The sequence below is a fragment of the Bacillus sp. AP50 genome (genome assembly GCF_040492675.1).
Taxonomy (GTDB): domain Bacteria; phylum Bacillota; class Bacilli; order Bacillales; family Bacillaceae_G; genus Bacillus_A; species Bacillus_A cereus.
This window is the reverse complement of sequence record NZ_JBEUTW010000747.1, coordinates 1-1,326: the sequence shown is the minus strand read 5'-3', so window position 1 is coordinate 1,326 and position 1,326 is coordinate 1. Positions and strand designations below refer to the sequence as shown.

The window sequence follows — 1,326 nt, the reverse complement described above, 5'->3', positions numbered from 1 at the left end:
TACTAATATAGATTTCCGATAAAGTCACGAAGTTTAACAAAAAGAAGAGCAGTTTTAAATTGCTATGTTTATACAATTTTATATGAACCAGATTTAAATTTAAAGGAACTAAATCGTGCGTTTTCTCTTTATTCAACCATTTAACTTACTAACACTTTTCATAAGATATTTACACACTGCATTTAGGTAAAGAAATACAGAAATGTGTTTTTTTCTTTGTACTATCTAAATTTATGCTCCCTCCATGTTTTTCTACTATATGCTTAGCAATAGTTAATCCAAGACCTGATCCCCCATTATTTTCTCGAGAATCATCTACTCGAACAAATGCATCAAAAATACTTTGTTTCATATCCTCAGGTATTCCAATTCCATTATCTATAATGTTTATATATACTTTGCTTTCATCCTCAATTAACGATACAAACCCGGTCGTACCTGCCGTATTATACTGTAGAGCATTAGATATTATATTAGAGATAGCACGGTATAGTAACCTGTTGTTAATTGGAGCAATCACTTCTTTAGAGGGTATTTGATATTGAAGGATTAAGCGCTTCGCTTGAAATAAATCATAATATTCTACAAGCAATTCACGAATAAATTCAGATACATCAGTTGGATGTACTTCAAAAGGGTAATCAGAATGCTCTAATTTAGACAGTTCAAAAATATCTTCAGTTAATACCGCAATGATTCGAATCTTATTATATATTACATTCAAAGTTCTTTCTCTTTCACCTTTTTCAGTAATGATTCCTAGTTGTAATGCTTCAACATAACCTTGAACGGTTGTAATTGGTGTCCTTAAATCATGAGACAAATCTACAAGCATCTTCTGCTTGGTTTCTTCCAACTTCTTCTTCTCTTTCTCTATTTTATCCAGTTTTTCCGACATAACATTAAACGAATGCTGTATTTGCATTAACTCAAAATATGTTTCATAGTTTAACCTTTTATCATATTTCCCACTAGCAATTTCTTCAAATCCAGTTGCTAGTTTATCCAATGGCCTGGTTATTTTCCTAGCAATTTGCCTACTAAAAATATATACATTCATAGAGAAAAATACAAAAAATAAAACGATTGTAGTAAGTAATATCTTATAAAAAACATATACGTATTCCTCATTTTTATCAGAAAACGTATATTCATACTTTATTGCTTTTTTAGGAACCTTAACAAGGCAATATAATGTTTCACCTTTTTTCGTTACAAATGTTGCTACAGATGAATAATAAGGAAGCTTGTCATTATCAAAAAATAAAGTAGCAAATTCTTTTTGTGAATATGATAAAAGCTTATCCTTCTTTTCCCCTTTGGTAT

At 29.9% G+C, this 1,326-nt stretch carries 1 protein-coding gene; it reads right to left on the bottom strand.

The annotated features are described in order from the left end of the window. Positions 1-169 precede the first annotated feature (169 nt). A partial coding sequence (locus tag ABWK52_RS29120) for a HAMP domain-containing sensor histidine kinase (protein WP_353772366.1) occupies positions 170-1,326 on the bottom strand: 1,157 nt, incomplete at its 5' end.